The following is a 22788-nucleotide window of genomic DNA, read 5'->3' on the forward strand; positions in this document are numbered from 1 at the left end:
GTTAACCCCAAGCATAGTTGTTACTTGATGGTCAGGGCTTCCAGTTTGCCGCTGTTGCCATACACATAGATCGTGTTGCCCACCACCAGCGGACGGGCACGCAGGCCGTCACTGTCGATACGCTCACGACCCACAAAACGACCGTCCACCTGGCTCAACAGGTGCAGGTAACCTTCCAGGTCACCGACGGCTACGTAGCTGGAGAACACTTCCGGAGCCGACAGTTGGCGGCGAGCCAGCGAGTCGTTGCTCCACAGTGCAGTGGTCGAACGCTCGTCAACGCCTTCAACGGTGCCCGAAGACAGGCTCACGTAGACGTTGCCGAACCCTTGGGCGACACCGGCATAGCTCGACGCATCGCGCTGCCACAGTTGGCGACCGCTTTGCAGATCAAGTGCCGCAACGCGACCCTGGTAGCTGGCAACGTACAGGGTTTCACCGGACAGCAGCAGACCGCCGTCGATGTCGACCACGCGCTCCAGTTCCGAACGACCGGTTGGAATCGCGACCCGTTGTTCCCACACCGGCACGCCGTTGGAAATGTCCAGGGCAACCACTTTACCGGTCGACAGGCCAGCCACCGCGAGGCGGTTGGTCACGACAGGGGCGCTGGTGCCGCGCAGGGTCAGGACCGCAGGGGTGCTGTCATAAGTCCAGCGACGGTCGCCGGTAGCAGCGTCCAGACCGATCAGACGATCGTCCTGAGTCTGTACCACGACAACGTCACCGTTGTTGGCCGGTGGCGCGAGGACTTCGCTGGATACCCGGGCGCGCCACTTCTCTTCGCCGTTGATGGCGTCGAGGGCAACGATTTCACCCTTGAGGGTACCGATCGTGACCAGACCGTAACCCACGCCAACGGCGCCGGAGACAGGCAGTTCAAGATCCTTTTTCCATTTCACGTCGCCATTGCTGCGATCCATGGCCATCAGCACGCCGGTCACATCGGCCGCGTAGATGGTGTCACCATCGATCGCCGGCACCAGCATGTTGTAGGTTTCGCCCTGACCGTCACCGATCGAACGGCTCCACTGCTTTTGCAGAACCACTTCTTCTTTGAAGTCGGTCAGCTCGGCCGGTGGCAGTTCTTTTTTGCTGTTGCTGCTGCAACCCGCGGCCAGAATGGCCAGAGCCAGCAATGCTGCATGCTTCCAACGGATCACGTCACGCATCCCCTTTGGCCAGGTCGTCGAGCTTGATTTGAAGGCCGCCGACTGCCGCTTCATCCGACAGTGCCGCCTTGGCTTTTTGATACGCGGTGTTCGCCTCGTCGGTACGACCCAGCTGAACCAGCAGATCACCCTTGAGCTCTTCGCGAGTGGCCAGGAACGCCTTGTCGGCATCACCGTCGAGCAGCTTCAGGGCTTCGTCGGCCTTGTTCTGCGCACCCAGCACCTGCGCCAGACGCTGACGGGCGATTTCGCCCAGCGCCGGGTTGGCCGGTTTGGCAACGATGGCTTTGAGTTCAGTCGCAGCGTCGTCCAGCTTGCCGCTGTCGACCGCTACTTTGGCCACGAACAGGCTGCCGTACTGCGCGTACGCAGTGCCGCCGAATTCGCTATTGAGCTTGCCGGCCAGATCCGCAACGCGGGCAGCGTCAGGCTTGCCGTCCGGGGTCAGCGTGGTTTCCAGCAGTTGCTGATAGAGCACCGAGGCGCCTTGCGACTGGTTGCTCTGATACTTGTGAAAAGCCTGCCAGCCGAACACGATGACCAGCGCCAACAGGCCGCCGGTGACCAGAGGTTTGCCGTTGCGTGTCCACCAGTCCTTCAAATCCGCCAACTGTTCGTCTTCGGTACTCGACACCCCAATACTCCTTAATCGCTAAATCGGCTGTTTAGACAGCTTCAACCCTGCACGACGCAGGTGGCCAGGTGAGCGGCGAGCGCATCCCAGGCAATGCTTTGTTGTTCGCCCTGGCCACGCAGGGGTTTGAAACCTACCACTTGCTGGGCCATTTCGTCGTCACCGAGGATCAGTGCGTACAGCGCACCGCTCTTGTCGGCTTTCTTGAACTGGCTTTTGAAGCTGCCGGCGCCGGCATTGACTTGCAGACGCAGGTTTGGAAGCTGGTCACGTACACGCTCGGCCAGGGCCAGACCGGCCAGTTCGGCCTGCTCGCCAAAGGCGCAGAGGTACACGTCGACCTGACGGGAGATTTCTTCCGGGATCTGCTCCAGGGTTTCGAGCATCAACACCAGACGCTCGATGCCCATGGCGAAACCCACGCCGGTAGTCGGCTTGCCGCCCATCTGCTCGACCAGACCGTCGTAACGACCGCCCGCGCAGACAGTGCCCTGGGCGCCGAGCTTGTCGGTGACCCATTCGAATACGGTTTTGCTGTAGTAATCGAGGCCGCGCACCAGTTTCGGGTTAAGCACGTACGGGATGCCAACCGCGTCCAGACGCGCCTTCAGACCTTCGAAGTGCGCACGGGATTCGTCGTCCAGGTAGTCGGCCATCTTCGGCGCATCGACCAGTACCGCCTGAGTGTCGGCATTTTTGGTGTCGAGCACACGCAGCGGGTTGCTTTTCAGGCGACGCTGGCTGTCTTCGTCGAGCTTGTCGTGGTGCGCCGAGAGGTACTCGACCAGCGCTTCACGATAGCGACCGCGGGATTCGCTGGTGCCCAGGCTGTTGAGTTCGAGCTTGACCGCATCACGGATGCCCAGCTCGCCCCACAGGCGCCAGGTCATGATGATCAGCTCGGCGTCGATGTCCGGACCGTCGAGGTTGAATACCTCCAGACCGATCTGGTGGAACTGGCGATAACGGCCTTTCTGCGGACGCTCGTGGCGGAACATCGGGCCGATGTACCAGAGTTTCTGCACTTGGCCACCGCCGGTGATGCCGTGCTCGAGCACTGCACGCACGCACGCCGCGGTGCCTTCCGGACGCAGGGTCAGGGAGTCGCCGTTGCGATCTTCGAAGGTGTACATCTCTTTTTCGACGATGTCGGTCACTTCACCGATCGAGCGCTTGAACAGCTCGGTGAATTCGACGATCGGCATGCGGATCTGCTTGTAACCGTAGTTATCCAGCAGACGCGCGACAGTGCCCTCGAAATAACGCCACAGCGGGGTCTGTTCGGGCAGGATGTCGTTCATGCCACGAATGGCTTGCAGAGACTTGCTCACTTTAAATCCTTAAATTCGTTCGGCTTTCAGTCAGGCTCAGCCGCGCGCGATGACCGCTGCGTCAGCTTCGACCTTCTCGGCCGCTTTCTCGCGGATCAGCTTTTCCAGCTCGTCCACCAGATTGTCATTCGTCAGTTTCTGCGACGGCTTGCCGTCGATGTAAATCAGGTTTGGCGTGCCGCCGGTCAAGCCGATATGGGCTTCCTTGGCTTCGCCGGGGCCGTTGACCACGCAACCGATCACCGCGACATCCAGCGGCACCAGCAGGTCTTCAAGGCGCCCTTCCAGCTCGTTCATGGTCTTGACCACATCGAAGTTCTGCCGCGAGCAGCTCGGGCAGGCGATGAAGTTGATGCCACGGGAACGCAGATGCAAAGACTTGAGAATGTCGTAACCGACCTTCACTTCCTCGACCGGATCGGCCGCCAGCGAGATGCGGATAGTATCGCCAATACCCTCGGCGAGCAGCATACCTAGGCCTACGGCGGATTTCACTGTGCCCGAACGCAATCCACCGGCTTCAGTGATGCCGAGGTGCAGCGGCTGGACGATTTCTTTCGCCAGCAGACGGTAGGCTTCGACGGCCATGAACACGTCGGAGGCTTTCACGCTGACCTTGAAGTCCTGGAAATTCAGGCGTTCGAGGTGCTCGACGTGACGCAGCGCGGACTCGACCAGTGCGGCCGGGGTCGGTTCGCCGTATTTCTTCTGCAGGTCTTTTTCCAGCGAGCCGGCGTTGACGCCGATACGGATCGGAATCCCGCGATCACGGGCGGCATCGACCACGGCTCGCACCCGGTCTTCACGACCGATGTTGCCCGGGTTGATGCGCAGGCAGTCCACACCCAGTTCGGCGACGCGCAGAGCGATCTTGTAGTCGAAGTGGATGTCGGCAACCAGCGGCACCTTGACCAGTTGCTTGATCCTGCCGAACGCCTCGGCGGCGTCCATGTCCGGTACCGAAACACGGACGATGTCGACGCCGGCCGCTTCCAGACGATTGATCTGGGCGACGGTGGCAGCCACATCATTGGTGTCGCTGTTGGTCATGCTCTGCACAGCGATAGGCGCATCGCCGCCAACAGGTACGTTACCGACCCAGATCTTGCGCGAAACGCGACGTTTGATTGGAGATTCGCCGTGCATGACTTATTGACCCAACTTCAGGCGAGCAGTCTCGCCACTGGTGAACGGAGCGATATCGACCGGTTGGCCGTTGTAGCTGACCTGTGCGGCGCGAGCCACACCCAGGCGTACCGCCAGTGGCGGCTTGCCGGAAACCGAAACGCTGTCGCCTTTATGTTTCAGACCGCTGAACAGTACTTTGCCGCGACCATCGGTGACCTGTGCCCAGCAATCGGCGGTGAACTGCAGTTGCACCTGGCCATCGCCGGCCGCTGGGACAGCTGCGTCTGCGGTCGGCGCAGGGGTAGCCGCGACCACTGGTGCGGTGACAGTCGGCGCTGGTGTGGCCGGGGCATTCGGTGCCGGAGTCGCCGGGGCAGCCACAACCGGAGCCGGTGTATGAACCGGTGCGGCTGGCATGGCTGCAGCCGGGGCAGCTGGTGCGGTTGTCGGAGCAACCGGCTCGGCACCGGTCGATTCAGCGGTGGTTTCCGATTGCGGGAGGGCCAGCGCGGTTGCGCCTTCGGCCTGACCTTCGGCAACGGCCTGGTCTTCCGGCTCGTCGATCGGGTGAATCTGCGTGGTGCCGTCGGCGCCTTCGACTTCAACGTGCTCCGGGGCCAGGCTGGTCACGTCCTTGCTGCGCTGCGAGGTCTGATCCTGCCACCAGACGAAACCGCCGCCGATGACCGCGACCAGCAACAGCAGGCTGACAATACGCAAAATAGTGTGTGAAACCCGCACCGGCTCTTCGATACGACCCAGCGCATGCACGTTGCTGCCCTGTGAGTCGGTGCCGGTGGACTGGTCGAATTGCTGAACCAGAACAGTCTGATCCATCCCGAGCAATTTGGCATAAGCGCGAATGTAACCGCGAGCGAAGGTATGCCCCGGCAGCTTGTCGAAAGCGCCAGCTTCAAGATTGCTCAGGGAAGTCACGGTGAGGTTGAGCTTGAGGGCCACTTCGGCCAGCGACCAGCCATTGCTTTCGCGGGCCTGGCGCAAAGTCTCACCGGGATTAACGCGAGTCGCTGCTACAACTTCGGGATGCGCCGCTTTCATCATTGCTCCGACAGGTATTGCTGATATTCCGGCGTACCGGGATAGAGTCGTTTTAATTGCAGGCCATAACTGGCGGCCTTGTCGCGATCTTCAAACACTTTTGCCAGCCGAACGCCGAGCAATAGACTACGTGCATTTTGCTCGGTTAGCAGGCTGAAACGGTCGTAATAGTCACGCGCGGGCACATAATGCCTGTCTTCGAAGGACAACTCAGCCATTTCCAGCAAAGCGCGCGGTTGTTGACGGTTCAGCCGCAGGGCTTTTTCCAGTTGCTGCTGCGCCAGATCCCGTTGCCCGAGTTTCGAGGCGGTCATGCCGAGGTTCTCGAAGACTCGCGAACGCTCAGGATACAGGGTATCGGCGGCGGCCTGCTCAAAACGCTCGTAGGCTTCCTTGTAACGCTGTTCTTCGTAGAGAAAACTGCCGTAGTTATTGAGGATTCGTGCATCGGTGGGACGCGAAGACAGGGCTTTGCGGAAATGTTCGTCGGCCAGCTTCGGCTCCATTTCGGCCTGGAACACCAGGCCGAGGGCAGCGTTGGCATCAGGATCGGAACCGTCCAGCTCCAGCGCCTTCTTCAGCGGCACCTTGGCGCGCTCGGTCATCCCTTGCTGCAAGTATCCCAGTCCCAGCTGCACGTAGGCGGCACGCGCTTCGTCGCGGCCCTTGCTGGTCTTCATCGGGTTGTAGTCACCCGACAGGACACAACCAGCACACAGGCTGGCCATCAGCAACAGCAGCGCAAAGCGCAGGGACATAGAGATCCTCTCTTAGTTAGTGTTCGCGGCGTTCTGTGCCAGATCGCTGTCGGCGCTCAACTCGCGCACGGCGATGTAACGTTCACTGCGACGGGTGCGATCCAGCACCTGCCCTACCAATTGACCACATGCGGCGTCGATGTCTTCACCACGGGTGGTGCGGACAGTGACGTTAAAGCCGGCCTGATGCAACTGATCCTGGAACCGACGAATGGCGTTGTTGCTCGGCCGCTCGTAACCGGAATGCGGGAAGGGGTTGAACGGAATCAGGTTGATCTTGCACGGAATGTCTTTGAGCAGCTCGATCATTTCCACGGCGTGCTCAAGCTTGTCGTTGACGTCCTTGAGCAAGGTGTACTCGATGGTCAGCACACGTTTCTCGCCCAGGGCGGACATGTAGCGCTGGCACGACTCGAGCAGCATCTTAAGCGGATATTTCTTGTTGATCGGCACCAATTGGTTACGCAATGCGTCATTCGGTGCGTGCAGGGACAACGCCAGGGAGACGTCGATGTGCTTGGCCAGCTCATCGATCATCGGCACCACGCCCGAAGTGGACAGGGTCACGCGGCGCTTGGAGATCCCGTAGCCCAGGTCATCCATCATTAGATGCATGGCGGCCACGACGTTGTCGAAGTTCAGCAGCGGTTCGCCCATGCCCATCATCACCACGTTGGTGATGGCGCGGTCGATGGTGGCGGGAACACTGCCGAAGGATTTGTTGGCAATCCACACCTGACCGATGACTTCGGCGGCGGTCAGGTTGCTGTTGAAGCCTTGCTTGCCGGTGGAGCAGAAACTGCAGTCCAGGGCACAGCCTGCCTGGGACGAAACGCACAGAGTGCCGCGTTTGCCCTGAGGAATGTAGACGGTCTCGACACAGCTGCCGGACGCCACGCGCACCACCCACTTACGGGTGCCGTCGCTGGAAATGTCCTCGCTGACCACTTCGGGACCACGGACTTCAGCAATAGCCTTGAGCTTGTCGCGCAAGGCCTTGCTGACGTTCGTCATGGCGTCGAAATCATCGACGCCAAAGTGGTGAATCCATTTCATTACCTGACCGGCACGGAAACGCTTCTCCCCGATTGAGTCGAAGAATTTTTCCATTTCCGGCTGGGTCAGACCCAGCAGGTTTGTTTTAACAGTCGATGTAGTCATGGATTCACCTTCACTCTTCAAGCAATGCTTAGCGAGTGGTTACTTCAGTAGCTGCGAAGAAGTACGAGATTTCGCGAGCAGCAGCGGCTTCGGAGTCCGAACCGTGAACGGCGTTGGCGTCGATCGACTCAGCGAAGTCAGCACGGATGGTACCGGCAGCAGCTTCTTTAGGGTTGGTAGCGCCCATCAGCTCACGGTTGCGAGCGATAGCGTTTTCGCCTTCCAGAACCTGAACAACAACAGGACCGGAGATCATGAAAGCAACCAGGTCGCCGAAGAAACCGCGCTCTTTGTGCTCAGCGTAAAAGCCTTCAGCTTCGGCTTTGGACAGCTGCTTCAGTTTCGAAGCTACAACGCGCAGGCCTGCTTTTTCGAAACGAGTGGTGATCTCGCCGATGACGTTTTTTGCAACAGCGTCAGGCTTGATGATGGAGAAAGTACGTTGAACAGCCATGGTGTAACTCCAGAAACAGTAATTTGCGAAAAATTAAACCCGCGAATTATACGCGGGTTCTTGGGTATTGCCTAACCTGCGAGACGATCAGTCCAATTCTGCGGCCCAAAGCTCCTGAACCCTTTCCAACACCTTCTCGCCAACGCGGCCAGAAGTCTTATCGAAGTCAGGCAGTTCCTCGATCATATGCTGCAGACGGACGAAACCTACAGAGTACGGATCGAGTCCCTCATGGGTCTCGGCCAATTCTTCTGCAATGCGTTGAACATCATTCCAACCGTAGCTCATGACAGTCTTACCAGTCAGTGCGGCGCTTCGGCCGCATGGTTAAGCGAATATTTCGGAATCTCGACGGTGATGTCTTCTTCACCAACGATTGCCTGACAGGCCAGACGCGATTGCGCCTCCAGACCCCAGGCGCGATCGAGGAAGTCTTCTTCCAACTCGTCAGCCTCTTCCAGCGAGTCGAAACCCTCGCGGATGATGCAGTGACAAGTGGTGCAGGCGCAGACGCCGCCACAGGCGCTTTCCATCTCGATGTGGTGTTCGTGAGCAAGCTCGAGAATCGAAGTGCCGGGTTCGGCCTCGACAACCATGCCTTCAGGGCAGAACTTCTCGTGGGGCAGAAAAATGACCTGCGGCATCAGATATCCTCGATTTCATTCAGGTTGCGCCCCGACAGAGCGGCTTTCACCGTCAGATCCATGCGGCGGGCAGCAAAAGCATCGGTCACTTGCGACAGACGCTTGGTCTGCTGCTCGATGGCGTAACCATCGGTGCCTTTCATCAGTTCGGCCAGTTCCTGCATCTGCAACTCGATGACCATGCGCTCTTCGGCGTCGAGCAAACGCTCGCCATCGGCCTCCAGAGCGCCCTGCACCGCTTCGATCAGGCGCTGGGCATCGACTTGCTGCTCACGCAGAACGCGGGCGACCTTGTCATCATTGGCGTGCTGGAACGAGTCCTTGAGCATCTTGGCGATTTCACCGTCGGTCAGGCCGTAGGACGGCTTGACCTGAATGCTCGCCTCGACGCCCGAACCCAGTTCACGGGCAGACACGCTGAGCAGACCGTCGGCATCGACCTGGAAGGTCACGCGAATCTTCGCCGCACCAGCCACCATCGCCGGAATGCCGCGCAATTCGAAGCGCGCCAGGGAGCGGCAGTCGCTGATCAGCTCGCGCTCGCCCTGCAACACGTGGATCGCCATGGCCGACTGGCCGTCTTTATAAGTAGTGAAGTCCTGCGCACGGGCGACCGGGATGGTGGTGTTGCGCGGAATCACCTTTTCCATCAGCCCGCCCATGGTTTCCAGCCCCAGGGACAGTGGAATCACATCGAGCAGCAGCAGTTCGCCGCCATCACGCTTGTTGCCAGCCAGCGTATCCGCCTGGATCGCGGCCCCGATGGCCACCACTTGATCCGGGTCGATTTCCGTCAATGGCTGACGACCGAAGGCTTCGGCAACGGCTTCACGTACACGCGGGACGCGGGTCGAACCGCCGACCATGACCACGGCATGCACCTCTTCCAACTCAATACCGGAATCACGCACGGCGCGACGGCAGGCTTTCAGGCTGCGCGCGACCATTGGCTCGATCAGCGCATCGAAGGATTCGCGGGTCAGCTGCGCTTTCCAGTCACCGTAGGCAACTTCGACGCTGGCAGCATCGGTCAGGGCTTCTTTTGCCGCGCAGGCGGTTTGCAGCAGATTGCGTTGTGCGCCCGGATCGAGATCAGCGGACAGGCCGGCGCTCTCAATGATCCAGCCGGCAATCGCGTGATCGAAGTCATCCCCGCCCAGCGCGCTGTCGCCGCCCGTGGCGAGCACTTCGAAAACACCGCCAGTCAGACGCAGAATCGAAATATCGAACGTACCGCCGCCCAAGTCGTAAATTGCGACCAGACCTTCGGCGTGCTGATCAAGACCATACGCCACGGCGGCAGCGGTCGGCTCGTTGAGCAAACGCAGTACATTCAGACCGGCGAGTTTCGCCGCATCCTTGGTGGCCTGGCGCTGAGCATCGTCGAAATACGCCGGAACGGTGATCACCGCACCGACCAACTCGCCGCCCAGGGTCGCTTCAGCACGCTGACGCAGGACCTTGAGGATATCGGCGGAGACTTCGACCGGGCTTTTCGGGCCTTGCACGGTGTCGATGAACGGCATGTGCGATTCGCCACCGACGAAGCGGTATGGCAGTTGCTCGCCCAATTGCTTGACGTCGGACAGGCCACGACCCATCAGGCGCTTGACCGACAGCACAGTGTTCAAGGGATCGGAGGACGCGGCCAGTTTGGCCGACTCGCCAACCTCGACGCGGTCGGCGTGATAACGCACGGCGGACGGCAGGATGACCTGCCCGTCAGCGTCGGCCAGTGGTTCGGAAAGACCACTGCGCAACGCAGCAACCAGCGAATTGGTAGTGCCCAAGTCGATCCCCACAGCCAGACGACGCTGGTGCGGTTGAGGACTTTGGCCGGGTTCGGCGATCTGCAGTAGGGCCATCGTGATCAGGACTTATCTGTATATCAGGCGTGCGACCGGAGCGGCACTGGGTTAATCGTCGAGGCGCTCTTCTAACTGGCGCACTTCGTAGGTGAGCTTGTCGAGGAACTGCATGCGCCGCATCAGGCGTTCGGCCTGTTCGCGTTGCGCTGCATCATCCCAACAGGCTGCGAAGCTTTCGTTGAGTTCTTCCTGAGCCACTTTCAGGCGCCGCTTGAATACCGCGACACCGTCGAGGTCGGCACTGTCCTGAAGGTCTTCGAGCTCTTCGCGCCATTGCATCTGCTGCAGAAGAAACTCAGGATCATGGACCGTGACTTCCATCGGCACTTCATGCCCGCTGATGGTCAGCAGGTAGCGTGCACGCTGGGCCGGACTCTTGAGCGTCTGGTACGCGTCGTTGAGCCGCGCAGACTGCTCGAGCGCCGAACGCTGCTCGCGCTCGGATGCGTCGGCAAAGCGGTCAGGATGAACGCCACGCGCCAACTCACGGTAGCGCGTGGCCAACTGCTCGAGATCCAGGCGAAAGCTCGGCTGCAGCTCGAATAAAGCGAAATGACAAGGAATACCCACGACAAGCCTCAGATGTTGAAGCTTTCGCCGCAGCCACATTCACCGCGTACGTTGGGATTGTTGAACTTGAAGCCTTCGTTCAACCCTTCCTTGACGAAATCGAGCTCGGTGCCGTCCAGGTAGGCCAGGCTTTTCGGGTCGATGATCACTTTCTCGCCGTGACTTTCGAACACCTGATCCTCGGCAACCACCTCGTCGACAAACTCCAGCACGTAGGCAAGGCCGGAACAGCCTGTGGTGCGAACACCCAGACGAATCCCTTCACCTTTGCCGCGCCCGTCGAGGGAGCGTCGCACGTGTCGAGCAGCCGCTTCTGTCATGCTGATAGCCATCGTTGACTCCTTACTCGTCGCGCAATGCTTAGATCAAGCCTTTCTTCTGCTTGTAGTCGCGAACAGCCGCTTTGATAGCGTCTTCAGCGAGTACCGAGCAGTGGATTTTCACTGGCGGCAGAGCCAGTTCTTCGGCCAGCTGAGTGTTCTTGATGGTCTCGGCTTCGTCCAGCGTCTTGCCCTTCATCCACTCGGTGGCCAGGGAGCTGGAAGCGATTGCCGAACCGCAGCCGTAGGTCTTGAACTTGGCGTCTTCGATAACGCCCTGATCGTTGACCTTGATCTGCAGACGCATCACGTCGCCGCACGCCGGGGCGCCGACCATGCCAGTGCCGACATCCGGGTCTTCCGCATTCATCTTGCCGACGTTGCGCGGGTTTTCGTAGTGGTCGATGACCTTTTCGCTGTAAGCCATGGTGCTTAATCCTCACTCATCAGAGAGTCGCTCTTTAAGCCCTGCAACCTGGAGTCGCAGGGCCGGTTCGCGGCGACTTGAAATCAGTGTGCCGCCCACTCGATTTTCGAAATGTCGACACCGTCTTTGTACATGTCCCACAGCGGCGACAGAGCGCGCAGCTTGGTAACGGCCTCGCAGACTTTCTGCGCGGCGTAGTCGATTTCTTCTTCGGTAGTGAAACGGCCGAAGGTGAAACGGATCGAGCTGTGCGCCAGTTCGTCGTTGCGGCCCAGGGCGCGCAGTACGTACGAAGGCTCCAGGGACGCCGAGGTGCAGGCCGAACCGGACGATACCGCCAGATCCTTGAGCGCCATGATCAGCGACTCGCCTTCAACGTAGTTGAAGCTCAGGTTCAGGTTGTGCGGAACGCGGGCGGTCAGGCTGCCGTTGACGTACAGCTCTTCCAGGTGCTCGACCTGCTTGTAGAAGCGGTCGCTCAGGGCTTTGATGCGCACGTTTTCGGCAGCCATGTCTTCCTTGGCTACACGGAACGCTTCGCCCATGCCGACGATCTGGTGGGTCGCCAGCGTGCCGGAACGCATGCCGCGTTCGTGACCGCCGCCGTGCATGGTCGCTTCGATGCGCACACGCGGCTTGCGGCTGACGTACAGCGCGCCGATGCCTTTAGGGCCGTAGGTTTTGTGGGCGGAGAACGACATCATGTCGACTTTCAGCTTCTGCAGGTCGATGTCGACCTTGCCGGTGGACTGAGCCGCGTCAACATGCAGCAGAACGCCCTTGGAGCGGGTCAGTTCGCCGATGGCAGCGATGTCGTTGATGGTGCCGATTTCGTTGTTCACGTGCATCACCGACACCAGGATAGTGTCTTCGCGCAGTGCCGCTTCGATCATCGCCGGAGTGATCAGACCGTCTTCAGTCGGCTCGAGGTAGGTCACTTCGAAACCTTCACGCTCCAGTTGGCGCATGGTATCGAGGACAGCCTTGTGTTCGATCTTGCTGGTGATCAGGTGCTTGCCCTTGGAGCCATAGAAATGCGCCGCACCTTTGATCGCCAGGTTGTCGGATTCGGTGGCGCCGGACGTCCAGACGATTTCGCGCGGGTCGGCGTTGACCAGATCGGCCACCTGACGACGGGCGTTTTCGACGGACTCTTCAGCTTTCCAGCCGAACACGTGGGAACGGGACGCCGGGTTACCGAAGTTTCCGTCGACCAGCAGGCATTCACTCATCTTTTGCGCAACGCGCGGATCGACCGGGGTGGTCGCAGAGTAATCAAGGTAAATCGGCAATTTCATGGACTATCTCCTAAATCAGGCTGGCTGGCGTGCCGCTAGCTCTTTGGCTGTCATTCGACGGCGGACGCTTCAATCTTGTCCAGGCGCGGCGCCTTGCCATTGCAACGACGCTGATCCTGACGCTGGGCCACTTCCTGCACCTCACGGCGAGTTACGAGGTCGGCCAAGCTGATACCGCTGAGAAATTCGTGAATCTGCAGGCTCAGATCGCACCACAGGTGATGAGTCAGGCAGGTGTCGCCAGAATGGCAATCGCCCTGGCCCTGGCACTTTGTAGCATCGACCGATTCGTTGACCGCATCGATCACCTGAGCCACCTGGATGCCCTGCATGTCGCGGGACAGCTGGTAGCCACCGCCTGGACCGCGAACACTGGAAACCAGGTTACTGCGGCGCAGCTTGGCGAAAAGCTGTTCGAGATAGGACAGGGAGATGCCTTGGCGCTCGGAGATATCGGCCAGGGACACCGGCCCGTGCTGCGCGTGCAACGCCAGGTCAAGCATGGCGGTCACGGCGTATCGGCCTTTTGTAGTCAGTCGCATGGACAATTACCACGGAGTTCGGAATGGGCGGGAGTATGCAATTCCCGAGCATTTAAGTCAACTATAAGACCTAGTGCTTTAGTCGGGTTTACCCGCAAAAGAGCGCGCGCATCATAGCAGGGTCTGCGGCTTAATGGCACACCGGTTGCCGCATGCCTGTGTAGGAGCTGCCGCAGGCTGCGATCTTTTGATTTTGCCTTGAAAAAGATCAAAAGATCGCAGCCTGCGGCAGCTCCTACAAAAGCTTGTCAGCCGGCTTTGGATTCGTCTTTGCCTTTGACGCAGGCGAAGTCTTCTTCGCGCAGCTCAGGCAGATCTTTCGCACAGTAATTACTGCCCAGATCCTTCAGCGCGCCGCACATCCCCTCCAGCCGCCCGTCCACCGCTTGCAGGTGATCGAGCAACTGACCGATGGCGCGAGCCACCGGGTCAGGCATGTCTTCGCTGACCCCATAGGCATCGAAACCGATCTTCTCGGCCATCGCCTTGCGCTTGGCGTCCTGCTCTTCATCGGACTTGACGATGATCCGCCCCGGAATCCCCACTACTGTAGCGCCCGGCGGCACTTCCTTGGTCACTACGGCGTTGGAGCCGACTTTCGCGCCAGCCCCTACCGTGAACGGCCCAAGCACTTTGGCGCCAGCACCAACCACCACGCCATCACCCAGCGTCGGGTGGCGCTTGCCTTTGTTCCAGCTGGTGCCACCAAGGGTCACGCCCTGGTAAATGGTCACGTCATCACCGATCTCGGCGGTTTCACCAATGACGATGCCCATGCCGTGATCGATGAAGAAACGCCGACCGACCTTGGCACCCGGATGAATCTCGATCCCGGTCAGCCAGCGACCGAAGTTCGACACCAGCCGCGCCAGCCATTTCAGCTCGTTGCGCCAGAGCATCCCGGCCAGCCGGTGAATCCAGATCGCATGCATACCGGGGTAGCAGGTCAGAACTTCAAAAGCGTTCCGCGCCGCCGGATCTCGATGGAATACGCTCTGGATATCTTCACGCAAACGCTCAAACATCATTCAGTCCTTCCGCTTAAGAAGCTCACCACGGGCCGCTTTTTGGGTTTCCGTGAGGATGCCACGCAAAATATTCATTTCCGCCCGGCTGACCGAGCTGCGTCCGTACAACCGGCGCAAGCGCGCCATCAAGTGCCGTGGCTTTTCCGGATCAAGAAATTCGATGGCGACCAGCGTCTGCTCCAGATGCTCATAAAAGCGCTCCAGCTCATCCATGGTCGCGAGCTCGGCGCTTTTCACCGAGGCCACTTCTTCTTTCTCGATCTTGGTCGGCTGCCCTTGAGCGGCCAGCCAGGCCATGCGCACTTCGTAGCTCAACACCTGCACCGCCGCCCCGAGGTTCAGCGAGCTGAACTCAGGATCGGAGGGGATGTGCACGTGAAAGTGACATCGCTGTAGCTCCTCGTTGGTCAGGCCGGAGTCTTCACGACCGAATACCAAAGCGATTTGCGCGCCCTGCCCCGCCTCCTCGACCACTTTGCTCCCGCATTCGCGCGGATCGAGCAGCGGCCAGGGAATGCGGCGGTCACGGGCGCTGGTGCCGAGCACCAGATTGCAGCCGACCAAAGCGTCTTCCAGGGTGGCGACGACTTGTGCGTTTTCAAGGATATCCCCGGCACCGGAAGCTCGCGCATCGGCTTCGTGATGCGGAAACAGGCGCGGCTCGACCAGCACCAGCCGCGACAGACCCATGTTTTTCATGGCGCGCGCGGCCCCGCCGATATTGCCGGGGTGGCTGGTATTGACCAGGACGACACGAATGTTCTGCAGCAAGGGAGGCGCTCTCGGACACAGGAAAGGGGTGCAAATCTTACAGAACAGCCTACCGTTAAGCTATGAAAGCGAACAGCGACCTTCACCTGAAGAAAAGTTCTGATAGAATGCGCGGCTTTCTTTAACAACCTTAGGTGACACATCCATGCAGCCCATGCTGAATATCGCGCTGCGCGCCGCCCGCAGCGCCAGTGAACTGATCTTCCGCTCCATCGAGCGCCTGGATACCATCAAGGTCGACGAAAAAGACGCCAAGGATTATGTATCCGAGGTCGATCGCGCCGCCGAACAGAAAATCATCGATGCTCTGCGCAAGGCTTACCCGAATCACTCGATCCAGGGTGAAGAGACCGGCATGCACGTCGGTAACGGTATCGAAGGCGAAGAGTACCTGTGGATCATCGACCCACTGGACGGCACCACCAACTTCCTGCGCGGCATTCCTCACTTTGCTGTCAGCATTGCCTGCAAATACCGTGGTCGCCTGGAACACGCTGTGGTTCTGGACCCGGTTCGCCAGGAAGAATTCACCGCCAGCCGTGGTCGCGGCGCTCAACTGAACGGTCGTCGTCTGCGCGTCAGCGGTCGCAACAGCCTCGAAGGCGCCCTGCTGGGTACCGGCTTCCCGTTCCGCGACGATCAGATGGACAACCTCGACAACTACCTGGGCATGTTCCGCGCCCTGGTTGGCCAGACTGCCGGCATCCGCCGCGCAGGTTCCGCCAGCCTGGACCTGGCCTACGTGGCTGCCGGTCGTTTCGACGCATTCTGGGAATCGGGCCTGTCCGAGTGGGACATGGCTGCAGGCGCCCTGCTTATTCAAGAAGCCGGCGGCCTGGTGAGCGACTTCACCGGCGGTCACGATTTCCTTGAAAAAGGCCACATCGTTGCCGGTAACACCAAATGCTTCAAGGCAGTACTGACGGCGATCCAGCCGCACCTGCCGGCTTCGCTGAAGCGCTAAGCTTCCCGCGAAACGCAAAAAGCACCCTTCGGGGTGCTTTTTTTATGCCCAAAATCCCCCCCTGTAGGAGCTGCCGAAGGCTGCGATCTTTTGACTTTGTTTTTTAAGAGCAAGATCAAAAGATCGCAGCCTTCGGCAGCTCCTACAGGGGGATTGGTTTAACTGCAAGCCACAAAAAAGCACCCCGCAGGGTGCTTCTTCATTAAACGATCGGACGGTTATTGAGCTGGCTGATTCTGCGACAGAATCAACTTGCCTTCCTTGTCGACCGGAATCTGGTTGCCCGGATCGCGATCCATCCGCACTTTGCCTTCCTTACCATCGAGCGAATAACGCACGTCGTAACCGACAACCTTGTCGCTGATGTCATTCACGGTGTTACAGCGAGTCTGAGTGGTGGTGTAGGTATCGCGGTTCTGCATGCCTTCCTGCACCTTGTTACCGGCATAACCGCCACCGACCGCGCCAGCGACCGTGGCAATCTTCTTGCCGGTACCGCCGCCGATCTGGTTACCCAGCAAACCACCCGCTACCGCACCAATCGCGGTACCTAGGATCTGGTGTTGATCCTTGACCGGCGCCTGGCGGGTTACAGCAACATCCTTGCACACTTCACGTGGAGTCTTGATCTGTGTTTTGACCGGTTCTACGGCCAGCACTTGCGCATACTCAGGGCCGCTTTTAACCAGGCTGTAGGTGGCAACAGCACCCCCGGCAGTCACACCGACAGCACCCAATACCGCACCAACCAGCAACGACTTGTTCACATGAACCTCCTGACCATCACATGCGGGACGCGCCCGCGCTTCTCCCAGCCTTGGAGCATAAAAAAAGGCGCGAGTTCAACTCGCGCCTTTTTCGGGCTGACAACCGGTGAAGCGATGGCCGTTATGGACGGTCGTCGACTTCCTTCTCGGTGTTGGCCGGAGGAATCAGATCCTCGGTGCTCAGGTTCAGCCAGATCAGTACCACGTTCGCGATGTAGATCGACGAGTAGGTACCCGCCAGAACACCGATGAACAGGGCGATGGAGAAGCCGAACAGGTTGTCGCCACCGAAGAACAGCAGCGCAGCGATCGCCAGCAAAGTGGAGATCGACGTCGCCATGGTCCGCAGCAAGGTCTGGGTGGTCGAGATGTTGATGTTCTCGATCAGCGAAGCCTTGCGCAGCACACGGAAGTTCTCACGAACCCGGTCGAACACGACGATGGTGTCGTTCAGCGAGTAACCGATGATCGCCAGTACTGCCGCCAGCACCGTCAGATCGAAGGTGATCTGGAAGAACGACAGGATACCGACAGTCACGATCACGTCGTGAATCAGCGAAACGATGGCGCCGACCGCGAATTTCCACTGAAAGCGAAAAGCCAGGTAGATCAGGATGCCGCCGAGCGCCAGGAGCATGCCGAGACCACCCTGGTCGCGCAGCTCTTCACCGACCTGCGGGCCGACGAACTCGACACGTTTGACCGTCGCCGGGTTGTCGCCACCGACTTTCTGCAGCGCGTCTGCTACCTGATGGCCCAGTTGCGGGTCTTCACCCGGCATGCGCACCAGCAGGTCGGTGGTCGCACCGAAGTTCTGCACGATGGCTTCGTGGTAACCGGACGTCACCAGTTGCTCGCGCACTTTGGTGACGTCAGCCGGACGCTCGTAGGTCAGCTCGATGAGCGTACCGCCGGTGAAGTCCAGACCCCAGTTCATGCCCTTGTGGAAAACGCTGAACAAGGCCAGAACGGTGAGAAACACAGTGACGCCGAACGCAAAGTTGCGAACGCCCATGAAGTTGATTGTACGTAACATGGCAGCCCCTTAAATCCACAACTTCTTGAAGTCACGTCCGCCGAAGATCAGGTTGACCATTGCGCGGGTCACCATGATGGCCGTGAACATCGAGGTAAAGATCCCGAGGGACATGGTCACTGCGAAGCCCTTCACCGGGCCGGTGCCCATGGCGAAGAGGATGCCGCCGACCAGCAGAGTGGTCAGGTTGGCGTCGAGAATCGCGGTGAATGCCCGGCCGAAGCCTTCGTTGATTGCACGCTGCACGGTCATGCCGGCGGCGATCTCTTCACGGATCCGCGAGAAGATCAGCACGTTGGCGTCGACCGCCATACCCATGGTCAAGACGATACCGGCGATACCCGGCAAGGTCAGTGTTGCACCCAGCAGCGACATCAGCGCCAGCAGCAGCACCATGTTCACCGCCAGTGCGACCGTGGCGATCACGCCGAAGAAACGGTAGATCGCGATGATGAACAGCGAGACGAACAGCATGCCCCACAGCGATGCATCGATACCTTTGGTGATGTTGTCAGCACCCAGGCTCGGACCGATTGTGCGCTCTTCAGCGAAGTACATCGGAGCGGCCAGACCACCGGCACGCAGCAGCAGCGCCAGCTCGGACGATTCGCCCTGGCCGTTCAGGCCGGTGATACGGAACTGCGCACCGAGCGGCGACTGAATGGTCGCCAGGCTGATGATCTTCTTCTCTTCCTTGAAGGTCTGGACCGGCACGTCTTTCTCGACGCCGTCGACAACCTGCTTGACGTAGCTGGTCACTGGACGCTGTTCGATGAAGATCACCGCCATGCTGCGACCTACGTTGCTGCGGGTCGCGCGGTTCATCAGATCGCCACCGTGACCATCCAGGCGGATGTTCACTTCAGGCGTACCGTGCTGAGAATCAAAACCGGCCTTGGCGTCAGTCACCTGGTCACCGGTGATGATCAGGCCACGCTCGATCTGCGCAGGAGGACGCTTGCCTTCACGGAACTCGAAAGTTTCGGAAGTGGCTTTCGAAGCACCCGGCTCTGCAGCCAGACGGAACTCAAGGTTGGCCGTCTTGCCGAGAATACGCTTGGCTTCGGCAGTATCCTGCACGCCCGGCAGCTCAACCACGATGCGGTTGGCGCCCTGACGCTGAACGATCGGTTCGGCAACACCCAGCTCGTTGACGCGGTTACGTACCGTGGTCAAGTTCTGCTTGATGGAATATTCACGGATTTCCGCCAGCTTGGCCGGGGTCATCGCCAGACGCAGCACCGGTTGACCGTTGAGGTCGGCCGGAACAATGTCGAAATCGTTGAAGTTCTTGCGGATCAGCGCACGAGCCTGTTCGCGGGAGTCAGCATCGCTGAAGCCCAACTGAATGGCACCGCCCAGTTGCGGCAGGCTGCGATAGCGCAGCTTCTCTTTGCGCAGCAGGCTCTTGACGTCGCCTTCGTAGACTTTCAGGCGGGCGTCGAGGGCTTTGTCCATGTCCACTTCCAGCAGGAAGTGCACACCACCGGACAAGTCCAGACCCAGCTTCATCGGGTGCGCGCCCAGATTACGCAGCCATTGCGGGGTGGTCTGTGCCAGGTTCAGTGCGACGACGTAGTCATCACCCAATGCCTTGCGCACAACGTCCTTGGCCGGGAGCTGGTCTTCAGCCTTGGTCAGACGGATCAGACCGCCCTTGCCGTTGGCGGCCAGTGAGGCTGCCTTGACGTTGATTCCGGACTCACGCAGCGCGGTGCTGACGCGATCCAGATCGGCCTGATTGACCTGCAGTGCCGTGCTGGCGCCGCTGATCTGAATGGCCGGGTCATCGGGGTATAGATTGGGAGCGGAATAAATCAGACCGATCGCCAGCACCGCCAGGATCAGAATGTATTTCCACAGAGGATATTTGTTCAGCATCACGCCGCCCGTTATGAACGCGGGGCGCCTTGCGCGCCCCGTCGATTGAGTAGAAGTTGGAACCTTAGATCGCTTTCAGCGTGCCTTTTGGCAGCGTGGCGGCGATGGCGCCCTTCTGGAACTTCATTTCCACGGTGTCGGAAACTTCCAGAACCACGAAGTCATCGGCCACTTTGGTGATCTTGCCGGCGATGCCGCCGGTGGTAACCACTTCGTCACCCTTCGCAAGGCTGCTCAGCAGGTTCTTCTGCTCTTTGGCGCGCTTGGCCTGTGGACGCCAGATCATCAGGTAGAAGATGACCAGGAAGCCGACCAGGAAAATCCACTCGAAGCCGCCGCCCATTGGGCCTGCAGCAGCCGGTGCAGCTGCGTCAGCCATGGCGTTAGAGATAAAAAAGCTCATTTAGCACTCCAGTTGCAAATGTTGAATCTTGGGGTCAGAAAACTCAGTCCAAAGGCGGAACGGGGAGCCCGCGTTTGGCGTAGAAGGCATCGACAAAGGCGGCCAATGTACCCTGTTGAATAGCCTCGCGCAAACCAGCCATCAGCACCTGATAATGGCGCAAGTTATGGATGGTATTGAGCATGCTGCCGAGCATTTCGCCGCACTTGTCCAGGTGATGCAGATAAGCGCGGGAGAAGTTCTGGCAGGTATAGCAATCGCAGGTCGGATCCAGCGGCGAATCATCATGGCGATGGAACGCGTTACGGATCTTCAGCACGCCTGTATCAATGAACAGATGCCCATTGCGGGCATTACGGGTTGGCATCACGCAATCGAACATGTCCACACCGCGGCGCACACCCTCAACCAGATCTTCCGGTTTGCCAACGCCCATAAGGTAACGAGGTTTGTCAGCCGGCATCATGCCCGGCAGATAATCCAGCACCTTGATCATCTCGTGCTTCGGCTCGCCCACCGACAGACCGCCAATGGCCAGGCCATCGAAGCCGATCTTGTCGAGGCCTTCCAGCGAACGCATGCGCAGATCCTGGTGCATGCCGCCCTGAACGATACCGAACAGCGCCGCGGTGTTGTCGCCATGCGCGTTTTTCGAGCGCTGAGCCCAACGCAGCGACAGCTCCATGGATACGCGGGCGACGTCTTCGTCAGCCGGGTACGGCGTGCATTCGTCGAAGATCATCACGATGTCGGAACCCAGATCGCGCTGCACCTGCATCGACTCTTCCGGGCCCATGAACACTTTCGAGCCGTCAACCGGGGAGGCGAAGGTCACGCCCTCCTCCTTGATCTTGCGCATCGCGCCCAGGCTGAACACCTGGAAACCACCGGAGTCGGTGAGGATCGGGCCTTTCCACTGCATGAAATCGTGCAGGTCGCCGTGCTCCTTGATCACCTCGGTGCCCGGGCGCAGCCACAGGTGGAAGGTGTTGCCCAGAATGATTTCCGCGCCAGTGGCGACGATGTCACGCGGCAACATGCCCTTGACCGTGCCGTAGGTGCCCACCGGCATGAACGCCGGGGTCTCGACGGTGCCACGCGGGAAGGTCAGACGACCACGACGAGCCTTGCCATCGGTGGCAAGCAGTTCAAAGGACATGCGACATTCGCGACTCATTCTGTTTCCTCTGGGCCTGTGTGTTCAGGGGCAGTCGGGGCGGGATTACGGGTGATGAACATCGCATCACCGTAGCTGAAAAAGCGGTAGCCGTTGTCGACGGCGGCTTTATAGGCGGCCATGGTTTCGGGATAACCGGCGAACGCCGAAACCAGCATCAACAGCGTGGATTCGGGCAAATGGAAGTTGGTGACCAGGGCGTCGACCACATGGAACGGCCGGCCCGGGTAGATAAAGATGTCGGTGTCGCCACTGAACGGCTTGAGCACGCCATCGCGCGCGGCACTTTCCAGCGAACGCACGCTGGTGGTGCCCACGGCAATCACTCGCCCGCCGCGCTCACGGCACGCGGCAACGGCGTCGACCACATCCTGGCCGACTTCCAGCCACTCGCTGTGCATGTGGTGATCTTCGATCTTGTCGACGCGCACCGGCTGGAACGTCCCCGCACCGACGTGCAGCGTGACGAACGCGGTCTCGACGCCCTTGGCGGCAATCGCCTCCATCAGCGGCTGATCGAAATGCAGCCCCGCCGTCGGCGCCGCCACCGCCCCCAGACGCTGGGCGTACACGGTCTGATAGCGCTCGCGATCCGAACCTTCGTCCGGGCGGTCTATATAAGGAGGCAACGGCATGTGCCCGACGCGATCGAGCAGCGGCAGCACTTCTTCAGCGAAGCCCAGCTCGAACAGCGCATCGTGACGCGCAAGCATCTCGGCTTCGCCACCGCCGTCGATAAGGATCTTCGAACCCGGCTTCGGCGACTTGCTTGAGCGCACATGGGCCAGCACGCGGTGCGAATCGAGCACGCGCTCGATGAGGATTTCCAGCTTGCCGCCCGAGGCTTTCTGCCCAAACAGCCGCGCCGGAATCACCCGGGTATTGTTGAATACCATCAAATCGCCCGGGCGCAAATGCTCAAGCAAATCAGTGAATTGACGGTGTGCAAGGGCGCCGCTCGGCCCATCAAGGGTCAGCAGGCGACTACCGCGACGCTCGGCCAGAGGGTGGCGGGCGATCAGCGAATCAGGGAGCTCGAAGGTAAAGTCAGCAACGCGCATGATGGGGTTCGTCTAGCAGGGCCAGAAAGTCTAGCGGAATTATCAAAAATTGACCATGAAACGTGATTGACCAACGGTAATCACCTCTCTATACTTCGCCGCCATTGAGCCCTGATGGCGGAATTGGTAGACGCGGCGGATTCAAAATCCGTTTTCGAAAGGAGTGGGAGTTCGAGTCTCCCTCGGGGCACCACATAGCAGTATCTGAAAGTCTCTACCAGCCTCTCAGACCCAGAGAAACCGGCCACTTGGCCGGTTTTTTTGTGCCTGTCTGTCTATCCCTGTCTCCCCTTATCCGTTGTATCCCTGTATCCCTGCTTGTATCCTGAGAAAA

25 protein-coding genes and 1 tRNA gene are annotated in these 22788 nt (G+C 59.6%); 2 read left to right on the forward strand and 24 right to left on the reverse strand.

The window, feature by feature from the left end:
- Positions 1-20: 20 nt before the first annotated feature.
- The 18 genes from bamB to trmJ form a co-directional block, all read right to left on the reverse strand.
- On the reverse strand, positions 21-1172 hold the full coding sequence (gene bamB, locus LOY52_RS21555; RefSeq protein ID WP_027612133.1) for an outer membrane protein assembly factor BamB: 1152 nt from the start codon (positions 1170-1172) through the stop codon (positions 21-23).
- Positions 1165-1806, reverse strand: a complete 642-nt coding sequence (locus LOY52_RS21560) for a tetratricopeptide repeat protein (protein WP_007964436.1) — start codon at positions 1804-1806, stop codon at positions 1165-1167. Before LOY52_RS21560 ends, bamB begins: the two co-directional genes overlap by 8 nt.
- 41 nt (positions 1807-1847) lie before the next feature.
- A complete protein-coding gene (hisS, locus tag LOY52_RS21565) occupies positions 1848-3137 on the reverse strand; it encodes a histidine--tRNA ligase (RefSeq protein WP_258675926.1) in 1290 nt (429 codons plus the stop codon).
- Between the two features lie 36 nt (positions 3138-3173).
- The gene (gene ispG / locus LOY52_RS21570) at positions 3174-4283 is read right to left on the reverse strand and encodes a flavodoxin-dependent (E)-4-hydroxy-3-methylbut-2-enyl-diphosphate synthase (protein ID WP_007964434.1); all 1110 of its coding nucleotides are present in this window, start codon (positions 4281-4283) and stop codon (positions 3174-3176) included.
- Between the two features lie 3 nt (positions 4284-4286).
- Positions 4287-5324: a RodZ family helix-turn-helix domain-containing protein gene (locus LOY52_RS21575; protein WP_258675927.1), complete on the reverse strand. Its 1038-nt coding sequence runs from the start codon at positions 5322-5324 to the stop codon at positions 4287-4289.
- Positions 5324-6082, reverse strand: coding sequence for a type IV pilus biogenesis/stability protein PilW (gene pilW, locus LOY52_RS21580; protein WP_007964430.1), 759 nt, complete (start codon positions 6080-6082; stop codon positions 5324-5326). Before pilW ends, LOY52_RS21575 begins: the two co-directional genes overlap by 1 nt.
- Before the next feature lie 12 nt (positions 6083-6094).
- Complete coding sequence (rlmN, locus tag LOY52_RS21585) at positions 6095-7243, reverse strand: 23S rRNA (adenine(2503)-C(2))-methyltransferase RlmN (RefSeq protein WP_003227893.1); 1149 nt, start codon at positions 7241-7243, stop codon at positions 6095-6097.
- Between the two features lie 28 nt (positions 7244-7271).
- On the reverse strand, positions 7272-7697 hold the full coding sequence (gene ndk / locus LOY52_RS21590) for a nucleoside-diphosphate kinase (protein WP_258675928.1): 426 nt from the start codon (positions 7695-7697) through the stop codon (positions 7272-7274).
- An 87-nt stretch (positions 7698-7784) separates the two neighbouring features.
- Complete coding sequence (iscX, locus tag LOY52_RS21595; RefSeq protein WP_003227895.1) at positions 7785-7985, reverse strand: Fe-S cluster assembly protein IscX; 201 nt, start codon at positions 7983-7985, stop codon at positions 7785-7787.
- A 14-nt stretch (positions 7986-7999) separates the two neighbouring features.
- Complete coding sequence (gene fdx / locus LOY52_RS21600) at positions 8000-8341, reverse strand: ISC system 2Fe-2S type ferredoxin (RefSeq protein WP_007964424.1); 342 nt, start codon at positions 8339-8341, stop codon at positions 8000-8002.
- Complete coding sequence (hscA, locus tag LOY52_RS21605; protein ID WP_258675929.1) at positions 8341-10206, reverse strand: Fe-S protein assembly chaperone HscA; 1866 nt, start codon at positions 10204-10206, stop codon at positions 8341-8343. Before hscA ends, fdx begins: the two co-directional genes overlap by 1 nt.
- A gap of 51 nt (positions 10207-10257) precedes the next feature.
- Positions 10258-10779, reverse strand: coding sequence for a co-chaperone HscB (hscB, locus tag LOY52_RS21610; RefSeq protein ID WP_008084660.1), 522 nt, complete (start codon positions 10777-10779; stop codon positions 10258-10260).
- Positions 10780-10787: 8 nt separating this feature from the next.
- Entirely contained in the window at positions 10788-11111 is a 324-nt protein-coding gene (gene iscA / locus LOY52_RS21615; protein ID WP_003227904.1) for an iron-sulfur cluster assembly protein IscA, read from the reverse strand.
- Positions 11112-11139: 28 nt separating this feature from the next.
- On the reverse strand, positions 11140-11526 hold the full coding sequence (gene iscU, locus LOY52_RS21620) for a Fe-S cluster assembly scaffold IscU (protein ID WP_003227907.1): 387 nt from the start codon (positions 11524-11526) through the stop codon (positions 11140-11142).
- An 83-nt stretch (positions 11527-11609) separates the two neighbouring features.
- A complete protein-coding gene (locus tag LOY52_RS21625) occupies positions 11610-12824 on the reverse strand; it encodes an IscS subfamily cysteine desulfurase (RefSeq protein WP_007964423.1) in 1215 nt (404 codons plus the stop codon).
- 50 nt (positions 12825-12874) lie between these two features.
- Positions 12875-13366: a Fe-S cluster assembly transcriptional regulator IscR gene (gene iscR / locus LOY52_RS21630; RefSeq protein WP_007956690.1), complete on the reverse strand. Its 492-nt coding sequence runs from the start codon at positions 13364-13366 to the stop codon at positions 12875-12877.
- Positions 13367-13614: 248 nt separating this feature from the next.
- Positions 13615-14391, reverse strand: coding sequence for a serine O-acetyltransferase (cysE, locus tag LOY52_RS21635; RefSeq protein ID WP_007964422.1), 777 nt, complete (start codon positions 14389-14391; stop codon positions 13615-13617).
- A gap of 3 nt (positions 14392-14394) precedes the next feature.
- Positions 14395-15165, reverse strand: a complete 771-nt coding sequence (gene trmJ, locus LOY52_RS21640; RefSeq protein ID WP_027612138.1) for a tRNA (cytosine(32)/uridine(32)-2'-O)-methyltransferase TrmJ — start codon at positions 15163-15165, stop codon at positions 14395-14397.
- A gap of 145 nt (positions 15166-15310) precedes the next feature.
- Between trmJ and suhB the strand changes: the two genes are divergently transcribed.
- Positions 15311-16129 (forward strand): inositol-phosphate phosphatase, encoded by an 819-nt coding sequence (gene suhB, locus LOY52_RS21645; RefSeq protein ID WP_258675930.1) that lies wholly within the window; start codon positions 15311-15313, stop codon positions 16127-16129.
- A 218-nt stretch (positions 16130-16347) separates the two neighbouring features.
- On the opposite strand, the gene LOY52_RS21650 is transcribed toward suhB, so the two are convergent.
- From LOY52_RS21650 to queA, 6 genes are all read right to left on the reverse strand, one after another.
- A complete protein-coding gene (locus LOY52_RS21650) occupies positions 16348-16896 on the reverse strand; it encodes a glycine zipper 2TM domain-containing protein (protein ID WP_027612139.1) in 549 nt (182 codons plus the stop codon).
- A 121-nt stretch (positions 16897-17017) separates the two neighbouring features.
- The gene (gene secF / locus LOY52_RS21655; protein ID WP_047599292.1) at positions 17018-17932 is read right to left on the reverse strand and encodes a protein translocase subunit SecF; all 915 of its coding nucleotides are present in this window, start codon (positions 17930-17932) and stop codon (positions 17018-17020) included.
- Between the two features lie 9 nt (positions 17933-17941).
- Complete coding sequence (gene secD, locus LOY52_RS21660) at positions 17942-19813, reverse strand: protein translocase subunit SecD (protein ID WP_258675931.1); 1872 nt, start codon at positions 19811-19813, stop codon at positions 17942-17944.
- Positions 19814-19877: 64 nt separating this feature from the next.
- Entirely contained in the window at positions 19878-20216 is a 339-nt protein-coding gene (gene yajC, locus LOY52_RS21665) for a preprotein translocase subunit YajC (protein WP_003227923.1), read from the reverse strand.
- Between the two features lie 43 nt (positions 20217-20259).
- The gene (gene tgt / locus LOY52_RS21670; protein WP_161794909.1) at positions 20260-21375 is read right to left on the reverse strand and encodes a tRNA guanosine(34) transglycosylase Tgt; all 1116 of its coding nucleotides are present in this window, start codon (positions 21373-21375) and stop codon (positions 20260-20262) included.
- A gap of 14 nt (positions 21376-21389) precedes the next feature.
- The gene (gene queA / locus LOY52_RS21675) at positions 21390-22454 is read right to left on the reverse strand and encodes a tRNA preQ1(34) S-adenosylmethionine ribosyltransferase-isomerase QueA (RefSeq protein WP_007964414.1); all 1065 of its coding nucleotides are present in this window, start codon (positions 22452-22454) and stop codon (positions 21390-21392) included.
- Between the two features lie 108 nt (positions 22455-22562).
- Between queA and LOY52_RS21680 the strand changes: the two genes are divergently transcribed.
- Positions 22563-22647: transfer RNA gene (locus LOY52_RS21680), tRNA-Leu, on the forward strand.
- Positions 22648-22788 lie beyond the last annotated feature (141 nt).

Origin of the sequence: Pseudomonas sp. B21-051, assembly GCF_024748795.1 — a bacterium.
GTDB classification, from domain to species: domain Bacteria; phylum Pseudomonadota; class Gammaproteobacteria; order Pseudomonadales; family Pseudomonadaceae; genus Aquipseudomonas; species Aquipseudomonas putida_A.